We start from the raw sequence: 11,254 nt of genomic DNA on the forward strand, positions 1-11,254 counted from the left end.
GACGGCGCGGCCGGAGCCGGCGTGAGGGCCGGAGCGGGTGCCGCGGGCCAGACGATCTCGGAGGAGTCCGCCCGCAAGCTCGGCGAGCGCCTGGGCAACATCATGGGCCGAACCAACGAATCCCTGAACCATGTGGGGGCGGACGGCGCGAGGGGGGCGGCCGCCGGTGCAGTCGGCCGGGAGGTCGTCAAGGACTTCGCGAACGCCTTCGAGAAGAACCTCGGGGACTCGCTCGGCAACGAGACCGCCCGGAACCTGGGCCGTGAATACGGTGAGGCGCTGGTCAAGAACTGGGGCGGCAAGGCCGACTGGCAGGGGCTGACCCATTCGCTGGACGACGCGCTCAAGCCGTACGTGAAGGACCTCGGGGAGGGCGGGGTGCGTGCCCTCTCGCACGACCTGCCCGGCTCGTTCGTACAGACCATCAGCAGGAACATCGAAGGAAACCTCGGCTTCCGGATCGGCAACTTCGTCGGCGAGATCGCCAGCGAATCGGGTCACGCCGTGGTCACCGAGGGCATGTACAACCTGCTCTTCGGACCCGAACACAAGTTCACGGTCAGCGGCTGGACGGCGGCCGCGGGCGCGGCGGGCGGCATCATGGGCCGGGGAGTGGCCCACGGCTTCCAGGCCCTGCACCACGCGGTCCAGGGCCCCCCGGCCGCTCCGCCCCCGCGCCCTCCGGTCTTCTCGTCCGACTCGCCCTCCCCACCGTCCACCGCGCCCCGGCCGAGCACCGAGTCGAGCACGACGGTGCGCGACGGTTCCGGCCCGCAGAACGACGCCGACAACCGCACGCTCACCGATTCGGCCTCCGAATCCGGTTCGGACAGCGTCTCGCTGCGGAGCGGCGACGACAACGCATCGGACGGCGAGAACCTGTACTACCTGGACGCGGACGACTTCTCGGACAGCCGGACGCCGTACTCGAGCGAAGACGACGGGAACGCCGCACCGGACGACCTGCCCGAGGCGTCCGCCCCCTCCGTCGCCACCAGTTCGAGCGACACGAACCTCACGAACAACACCAACTCCACGAGCTTCACGAACGACGGCAACTTCACGGACCGCACGAACAACACCAACACTGCGGACAACTTCGGCGACTCGACCACCGACTCCCGCACGCCCGAACCCGTCGCACCGCCGGACTCGGTGTCTGAGCTTGACCTCCTGCTGAACGGCCTCCCGGACGTACCCGAGACGCTGCCCTCCCCGGACCAGGCGCACGAGAACGTGACGCCGGATCTCCGGGACGTGAACACGCTCCTGGAGGGCCTCCCGGACGTACCCGACACCACGCCGGGCACGGTGCTGTCGCCGGAGGCGGAGCGGCTCCTGGCGGACCTGCCCGAGGTACCGCGCAACGACCTTCCGCGGACGTCCGACGACGGCTCGGGCGTGGCACCGTCCAACCGGTCCCACGACTCCGGGCCGGGAAACCGGACCGCGAACGACCTCGATCGCCTTCAGGAACGCCTGGACCGGCTCAAGGACCGGCAGAACTCCGACGACACGGACTCCGACCTGGCCGCACGGATGGCAAAACTGCGTGAGGGCGACGCGGGCGGCCTCGGCAGCCCCGCGCGGGTGGACGAACTCCGTGAGCAGTACCGCGCGGCCCTGGAGGAGGAGGGCACCGACGGGACGACGACGGACCTCAAGGGCGACGGAGCCCTCCCGTACAACGGTGCGGGCGGCATCGCAGCGCCGCCGCGCCCCGTACCGACCGTGTCCACGGCCCCGGGTGCCGGCGTCTCCCCCGGCGGATCGCGTCAGCAGACACCCGCGGGCCCGTCCCCGTCCCCGGACGGGCTCGACACGCTGTTCCCCGAGGTCCCGCGGAACGAACCCGGTGCCGGGCCCTTCGCGGGGGACGAGCCGGACCTCGTGTTCCCGGACGTTCCCGATGCCCCGCCCGGCTCCGAGCCCCCGGCCGGGAGCCGGGCGGAGACGGAGCGGACCGAAAGCGAGGGCGACGGGACGGGGGCGGCCACGGATGACCCGCCGAATCCCTTCCGTACGGAGTCGCAGGACGAACTGCCCTTCCGCGACGGCTTCGACGTCCACAACGACGGCGATGCCGATGCGCTGATCGCGCGCCTCGACGAACTGGGCGGTGTCACCAACGACCCGTTGACCCGGCTGGACCAGCTGCCCGCCGTGCCCGAGGGCCTGGCCCCCACCGAGCAGCGCAGGCTGGCCAAGGACGTGGAACGGGAGACCGACGCCCTGCTGGCCGATGCGCGGCGGGTGGGCGTCGACAGGGAGACACGGCAGCGGCTGAGCGAGCGCATCCGGGACGATGTCCGGGCGGGCAGGCACGCCGATGCCGCCGACGGTCTGAGGGAACTCGGCGACCTCGTCGCCGTGCACGGTCTCGGTGAACGCCTCCAGCAGTTCCGGCGTCATATGGACGGCGGATACGAGGCACGGGCCGCTCAGCTGGGCATGCGCCGTACGGAGTGGCTGCGCCACGCCCTCGACATCGAGCAGTCGGCCCTCGGCGGCGATCCGCGTCGCACGACCCAGCTGCTGGACGAGTTCGAGAACCGGCTCGGCGCCCTCGGGTCCGAACTGGGCGCACGCGCTGACAGCAGCCCCGAGGCGCTCCGGAAGCAACTCGCCGACAGCCGGCGGACCGACGCCGAAGAAGCGGGCATGGACCGCGAGCGGTTCCTCGAATGGGAGGACCGCCGGGAGCAGGCGGCGACCCCCGAGGATCTCCGCAGGGTGCAGGCCGGCTACGACACCGAACTGGAGACGTCACGACGGCTCGCGACCTTGCGGGATCTCGGAGCATCCGAGCGGGAGCTGGCCACCTGGAAGAGCCGGTTCGAAGGACCGGGGCGGGGAAGCGACCTCGACGCGCTGTACGAACGCCGTACGGTCACCCTCGGCAGGGAAGCCGAACTGGCTTCCTTCCGGGCGAGGCTGGACGCCCTGCGTGAGGGCGGCAACCAGCAGGAGTCCTCGCAACCTCTGCCCCCGCCGCAGGACGGTCCCGGCGACGGCACCCCCGCCCGGGACCGGTCCGGGGACTCCGGGGCGGAGAACGACCGGATTCTGGAGGAGCGGCTCGACCGGCTTCGCGAGGGCACGGACGACACCGGGATGTCGCGCGAGGAGCGGCAGCAGTGGGAGGACCGGCGCGCGAACGCCGAGGACGACACGGCCAGGCAGGCTGTCGAGCGGGAGCAGCTCGACCGGATGGCGCAGCTGGAGCGTGACCGTCGTCTGAAGGCCATCGCGGACGGCGGCCCGGAGGGGGCGCAGCGCAGCACCGAGCGCCGTGCCGTATGGCAGAACAGGCTGGCCGAGGCGGCGGACGACCCGCAGGCCGTCGACCGGATCCTCGACGGCTACGACGCGGAGACGGCGGAGCTGAGGCGTGAGGGGCAGGAGCGCCTGGAGCGGGAACTGCGTGCTCCGGACCGGCTGCGGGACCTCGACCGGCGTATCGACAGCTCGCTCGACAAGCTGCCCGAAGAGATACGTGAACAGGCCGCCCATGACGCCCGCACACTGGTGGAACGCCTGCGGAACCTGGTCGCCCCCGGCGATGGGCCCGGTACCCCCAAGGGGGACGACGCCGTACCGGAGAAGGGCACGGACGTCCAGGACCCGGATCCGACGGGCACGCCGGGCCCCTCGAACGCAGGACCGTCGGCAACCACGCGTAATCCGGCCTCCCGCACGAACGTCGACGAGGGTGCCGGCAACTCGGGGAAGACCCCGCGGCCGGTCGGCTCCGAGCGGGACCGGCACGCTCCGGTGCAGCCGGGCGAGCAGCTGATGGAGGCTCCGCGGCGGCTGGACGATGCGTCGGTGTCCGGGGAGAAGGACGGTGAGAGCCTTCCCTCGCGGGAGCGGGACGACCTGCCGTCGCCGGACACCCGTCGGGTACGCACACGGTCCGAGGACGACACCCGGTCCCTCGCCGACACGCGGACCGTCTCGGAATCCCGACCGGACAGCGACGTTGCTCTCACATCCGACGACGCCTCCGGCCCGAAGACCGACACGTCCGGTCTCACGTCCGGCGACAAGGCCGGTCACCAGGTCGGGCGTGATGCGGCCGCACCGTCCGGCAGGAAGTCGGGCAACGACGACGCCGATTCCGTGGCCTCCGTCCCCAGGGACTCCGAAGGCCCGGCGAAGGACAACGAGGAGTCGCCGGGCGGCCCCGGCGGTGACGGCTCCGCACCGGCCGGCTCGTCGGGCGTGCGGCAGCCCTCGGCCCGCGACAAGGCCCTGAGCGCCCTCTCGGCGGACGAGTACGAGCAGCGGATGTACCGGGCACGCCGCGACCGTCCGGACCTGACGACCGAGGAGGCCCTCCGCGACGAGGTGTTCCGCCGGATCGAGAACCCCGGCGTGAAGGTGGAGACGACGGCCCTCGCCCCTCCGCTGCTGAGCCCCGGTGTGGATCCGCTCGTGCCGGAGGGGTCCGGTCGGTTCGTCACGTTCGACGACAACGCGATGCTGCCGAAGTCGATGAAGGGCCACGGGCACGGACGGATCACCATCCGGGGTGTCGACCTGTTGGCTGATTCCGTCGCGACGCAATGGCGTCTGCTCCCCGACGGGCTCGACGAGTTGAAGCGTGTGCTCACCCAGAGTCCGCATACGCTGCTCAGCCCCCGCACCTTCGTCCTGCCGACCGTGGACGGCGGCCACCGGGAGATCTCCCTCGCGGTGGAGAGCTACGGGAACTGGCGTCGCCATGCCGAGCCATCGGCGCTGGCCACCCCGGACGACGTGGCCGAGTCCGCACCGAGCAAGGACGGCAACGAGAACGAGGGAAGTTCGACCACGCCGCAGGCGCAGGAGCCGCAGGCAACGGCGCCCAGGACCGACGCGTCCAAGACCGACGCGTCCAAGGCCGCCGACGCCCCCGTCAAGATCGAGACCGAACTCCGCACCCGCCCCGGAGCGACGGAGACCAAGTCGCTGGGCACCTCCCGCGCCTTCGGAGTGGCGGTCCCGCTCGGTCCCTCCGCGGGTACCTTCGGCGCGCTCGGGTCGTTGTCCCTCAGCGCGCGGCGCATGGAGGCCGGCTACACGTACACCCAGGAGAGCCGCGCCCAGAGCAGTGTGACCGCGGTCGGCAAGGGCGGCAGTCATCTGCATGTGAGCGACCTGCACATCGTCGTCGAGTCCTCGCACGTCTGGGACAAGAAGGGCCGTGAGCAGCCCGCGGACCAGCAGCGGGCCGGCACCACCGAACAGAGGCGCTACCGCATCCGGGACGGAGTCACCTGGCGGGTCCCGGACAGCGTCACCGACCCGGCGATCCCGGACCGGCTGCCCAACGCGTTCGCGTTCGCGCCCGGCGCCCGGCCGCGCCTGCTCGCGCCGCTGAGCGTCACCACGGAGACCCGGCTGCTGGACTGGGCACTCAGGAACTTTCCCGATGCGGCCCCCGGGAGCTTCCTGCGCCATCAGCTGGCCGATCTGTTCGGTGAGGAGAGCCTGCGCACCATGATCGCGCAGAGCTCCGGGGAGACGGTGGTCAGCGCCCCGCTCTTCGCCGGGCTGGGCAACCGGTCACTGGGCTCCGTCGAGCTCCGGCTGATCCCGGTCGATGCCACGCTGCTCCAGGCGTCCGACAAGACCGAGGTCAAGAAGGCCGACGCCCAGCGCTCCACCGCCACCACGGAGAAGAAGAACACCCAGGGCGCCGGGATCGGGATCTCCGCCGGTCCTCAGGTCGCGCTGCTCCAGCCCGCGGGCGCCCTGAACCTCCAGGTCGCGGGATCGGTCGGCCTGACGACCCAGCGTGCGGAGAGCAGCTACAGCGGCAACACGGCCGAGTCCGTGCGGACGCTCAACAGCCGTGGTCATTCGGGGCTCTACGATGTCCGCTTCCGGGTGGAGCTGCGCAGGCAGGGCGGCGTATGGGAATCGCCCGTGCCGGCCGAACGGACCGGCCGGTTCGACCGGAACGATCCGGACGAGACAGGTGCCTTCCTCACCGCCACCGTGCAGCTGCCGCGGGCCGACGCACGCAGACTGGCCGGCTGGGACGACGGCACCGCGCCCGTCCGGGACGCCGAAGCGCCCCCCGCCCCCGCTTACCTTTCGGTGTCGAACCCGGCGACGTTCGGCCTGCACGCGGTACTGGACCTCGTGGCGACCGGCGACCCTCGGTCGGTCCCGCCCCAGGTGTCCCTGACGGACCAACTGGTCGACCGCGTCCAGGCCGGCCTGCACCACGCCTACCCCGACCTGGTGCTTCCGCCCCGGCCGGACGCCGCGGCCACCGGCGACCGCAACGGCGGCAGCGACCGGAAGTACAACAACGCGGTGCGCAACACCCATCTGCTGCGCCAGGCGCTCTCCCGTACGGTGCTGGAGGGCTCGCTCGACCGCCTGACGAGCACCGGACTGCGCATCCAGCTGGAGCGGCTCGACACCGTCAACAAGCGGTACGTCGTGCTCACCGTCCGGGCCCAGGCGACGGATCGCCAGTTCGTGGGCACCCATCACGACCTGGGTCTGGCCAACAACGTCCTGTCGACCCGCCGCGCGGACAGCGCGACCACACGTACTCACGGCTGGTCGGTCGGCGTCGACGTGGGACTGACCGGGATCGAGCGCTTCGGGGGCACCGGCAGCATCGGCTACCGGTACGGCAGGCAGACCGCCTACGGCATGACGTACGGTCCGACGCTGACCCCGGACGGCGGCATCACCAGTTCCGGGTCGCAGCACCTGTGGTCGTACGACCTGACCTTCGCGGCGGAGGCCACCAGTTTCACCCGGCCGCGCCAGATCGCACGGACCATGACCGGCGAGCTGCTCAGCACCCGGTGGTTCGTGAAGCAGGCCGCCGGGAGCGTCGATGTCCTGACCGCCGGGCAGGTCGACGGACAGGCCGCCCAGGCCCCCGTCACCGGCCGTATCACCCTCGCCGTACCCGCGTCGCTGTCCGTCCCCCCGGTCCTGCCGGTCAACCGGCCGGAGACCGTGCGGGCACCCGTGCCCGTGCCGATGGGCCGGGCCATGGCCGAACTGCTCTCCTCCGGGAAACCCGTCTCCACGGATGACTGGAGACCCCACGCACTCTTCGACGGCCTGCACTCCGTGCAGGGCGTCACCTCGCCCGAGGTCGTGCTGCACCACCTCAAGGAACTGCTCGCCTCCGTCTCCGGCAACTCCTGGATCTACAGGACCGACGGGACCGCCGCCTCCGGCGCCCTGGCCGAGGCGTTCGCGGTCGGCCGCAACGAAGCGGACTTCAGCGACGCGGCGCAGACGGGCAAGCACGTCAGCGACCTGTTCGGGCGGACGGCCGTCACCGACATCACCGCGTCGGTGAGCGCCTGGCCTCAGGTGCGCGGGACGCGCGTGCTCGCCGTCGTCGACTCCAGAGACCTGGCCCTCTCCAACATCGGCTCCGGGACCAGTGGGGCGGGGCACTCGGTCGCCCACGTCCGCAGTCACACCATCTCGTCCCTGCTCGCCTTCAGGGCCAAGCACACCGACGCGTTCCAGACCGCCGGCACCTACGGTCTCACCGCGTCGCCGTATCAGCGCACGAGCACGGCGACCACCGCCGAGACCTTCTCGGCGAACCCGGCCCACACGGTTCAGTACACCGGACCGATGGTCCTGGTCAGCGCCGATGTGGCCTGGCACCTCGCTGCCCGCTCCCAGCCGTCCGGTCTGCTCCAGGCACCCATGGAGCTGATGCGTGGACGGCCGCCCCAGGGCCGGATCGTGGAGATCCCCGACGGTCTGCTCGTATGGTTGCCGCTCGCCGAGGCAAGGAAGGCCGGTCTCTTCGACGACGGTCTCACCGCTGCGCCGCCCGCGCAGGTCTACACCGCCGTCGATGCGGCCGCTCATGCCACGCTCACGGTCGGTCGCCTCGACATGGCACCGGCGATCAGCGCTTTCACCAACCGCCTGTTGGAAACCCTGCCCCAGCACAAGAGCTGGCTCGGGCCCAGCAGTCTGCTGGCCGACCAGCTCGGCGGCCTGGCGCGGCAGATGACCACTTTGTCGCCGTCCGGTATGCGCGCTCTCCAGACGGGCATGGAGAACGGCGGCACCTCCCTGCGGCTGGCCCGGAACAAGATCGGGCCTGCCAAGGACGCCAGTCTCACAGTGACCCTGGAAAGGTCCGGTTTCACCGCCGGTTCGCTGCGCCACGACGTGAAGCCCACGATCACCCGGCCCACGTCCACGGCGGAGACAGTCACGGAGAAGCTGGCGCGCGGATACGAGGCCGGTTACCGGCTCGGCGAGCTGCCCACCGTCCTGGGCCAACCGGGGCTCAGGAGCGGCGGCTTCACCCTCGACGACCGGGTCGGCTCCACCCGCTCGTCCTCCCTGGCACACGCGGTCACCGACGCCGTCAGCGCCCAAGTCGCCTTCGAGGGGCCCGTGGTGACCGGTCGGACGAGGTTCGACGTCACCTTCACCCTTGAGCTGCCCGACGGGACAGTGGTGAGTGACACGTACGCCGTCGGCGACGCCGAGGTGGTGCTGCCCCTGAGCCTCTCCCGACCTCGGACCACCGAACCCCGGACCGCTGAACCGCGGACCGGACCGTCGGTGGCACGTACACCCCGGGAAGCCGCACGCCCGGTGCTGCTTCTCCCGGACCAGCAGCAGGCCGTGGCACTGCGGGAGCGCAACGCGGCGGGCAGGAAGCTGTTCGCGGCCGGTCCGGAGAGCGTCGTCGTCACCACGGTGGGCGGCATCACCGTCCTCCGGGACGCAGCGGCGTACGCCGTCGACCTCGCCGTCAAGGGACGCGGCGCCACGAGCGACACCGCGACGACCATGCCCGCGGACGGCACTGGCCGATATGTGCGCAGGACGATGCTGACACGGCCCGGCACCGCAGCCGGTGAAGCCCTCAAGGGAGCCATCAGCACCGATGTGCTGAGCGCCTACCTGCCGCAGATGGTCCGCGACAGCCTGACCGTCGCACTGCACGACACCACATCGACGATCGGCGGGTCGGACGCGACCCTGAGGATCTCCGCGGACATCGATCTGTCCGGGGCCCGTCTGCTGGCGGTCGACCCGCAAGCGGGACTCGGCGGCAGTCGGCGGACCATGGACAACGACACCTACACGGGTGACACGACCGAAACGCACATGCCGGCTATGACCGCCGGACCGGGCTTCCAGACGCAGCCCCTCATCCAGACCACGGCCGCCGTGCCCGGCTGGGCGGACTCCGACGCGGCGGGCGGTGCCGCCGACCGCCGGACCTCCGCGCTGACCACGCTCAAGCCCTTCGCCGGCGGCGCCGTACTGGTCCAGGCACCCCTGCGCGTACTCCAGACGGCGAAGGCATCGCACCGCATCGCGGACCTTCCGGTCGTCCCGTCGGTCCTCAGGTCCGGGTCCCGGCCGCCGGTCACCGTCGAGCACACGGTGCGGGACGGGGTGACGATGTGGGTGTCCTTCGACGTCGCCCGGGAGCACGGACTGCTGCCACCCGAGGTCGAGGCCGCCGCGGTCACCGTCAAGGAGCAGACCAAGAAGTACACCGAGGCCGCCGAGAAGGTCGAGACGGCCGAGCGGCGCCTGCGCACACTCGACGGCGAGGCCTCCTCCCTCCGGACGGAGCTCCGGCGCCTTCTGGAGACGCCGGCTCCCACCGGCGCGGACGTGGCCACGGCGCGGGAGCGGCTCGCCACGGCCCGGTCCCGGTACGCCGAAGCCCAGCAGGACCTGGTCAACCATCGCCGCGACCTCGCGACCGTCGAGCAGCGTCTCGCCGGTGCCTCGGAGGCCGCCTGGAAGGCGGTCGAGCACTACACGATCAGCGGCCCCCGTCCCTCCGGGACACCGCCGGTCACCTGGAGCGAGCCGGCCGCGGCCGTGGCCGCCGAGGAGGTTCCCGTCACGGTCGCCGGCTACCCCCCGCTCACCGAAGCCCTCGGAGCCCTCGATGCCCCGGTGCCCCAAGCGGGCCCGGCCGCCGGGCTCGCCGGACTGCCGCACCCGGTCACACGGCAGGACGTCCTCGCCCGAACGGAGTTCTGGCTGGGCGACGCCGGACCGCTGCCGGACACGGACGCCGTACGCCGGGAGCAGACCAAGGCTGCGGGCTGGGCGCAGCGCCTGCGGGTCGCGGACGCCGCCTACCGGTCGTCGCTGGAGGCCGTACGGACCGCCCGGCACACCGTGGAGGCCGCCCAGCTGCAGGAGGCCCGAGCGCGGAAGACACCGGACCGGGAGGTGGCCGCGGGGCGGTTCGACGCGGTCGATGCCGAGTTGCGGGACGCGCGGTCGGCGTATGACCGGGCGGTCGCACAGTTGACGGCCGACTACCGCGAACTCGCTCTCGTGCAGAGGAACTTCGACTCGGTCGACGCGTCCACGCGCCGGGTTCTGGAACCACGGCCCGAAGGAAGCGTCCCCCGCGTCGTCACCCCCTGGCACCCCGCGCCGGAACCGGAGGGCTACGTCCGTCCGGCCGACGCGACGTCCGTCCCCGAGCCGTACATCGCCGAGGGCAAGGAGGCCGAGGGCCGGTCGGTCGCCCTGAAGGCGCCGGACGGCCGCGTCCTCCACCTCGTGGAGCCGCCCTCCATCGGACCCGCGCGCCTCGATGCCGGTACGAGTTTCCACCGGTCCCTCCTGGACGCGGTCGAGCGCGCCCATCCGGGACTTCTCGCCGAGCTGGGGCTCCACGCGCGAGGCAGAAGCCTTTCCGCCGCTGATGTCCAGCACTTGAGGGAGCGACTCGCCGACCGCCTGATGGCGGACCGCGACGAACTCGCGGAGTTCCTCGCCATCGATCCGCAGGAGCGGTTCACCCCCCAGGAGCTGACCGACGCGGGGATCGCACTCAGCGCGGCGCAGACCGCCGAACACGTCGACTCGCGCGGGCGCCTCCCGGACACGGTGGCCGCCGGACTGACCCCCGACCAGCGTCTGGAACTGGCCCGTACGACACTGCTGCGGTCCGGCGACGGGCGGATAGGCGACCGCAAGGACACCGGCTGGAACCACTCCGCGGGCGACCTGGCGGCGCTGCTCGCGGCCCGTGTGCTCGGGGTCCCGGTGACCGTGGTCCTGTCGGACCTGAACCATCTGACATTCGGTGCTCCTGGAACGGGCGCGGAAGGGAACACGCGGTCGGGCGTGGTGCTGCACGTGGCGGACGACCGTTACCGGCCCGCCGTCCCTCTCGTGACGGACGACCTGCTGCTGAACGCCGAGTCGGAGATCACGCAGCTGTCGGCCGAGCCGGTTGTGTCCCAGAGCACCGCGACCGCGT

At 71.8% G+C, this 11,254-nt stretch carries 1 pseudogene; it reads left to right on the plus strand.

Features of this window, described 5'->3' with window-relative positions:
- Window positions 1–21 precede the first annotated feature (21 nt).
- A pseudogene (locus IE107_RS18360) lies at window positions 22–11,254 on the plus strand (hypothetical protein); the annotation flags it as partial.

This window comes from Streptomyces gelaticus, assembly GCF_014649535.1.
GTDB lineage: Bacteria > Actinomycetota > Actinomycetes > Streptomycetales > Streptomycetaceae > Streptomyces > Streptomyces gelaticus.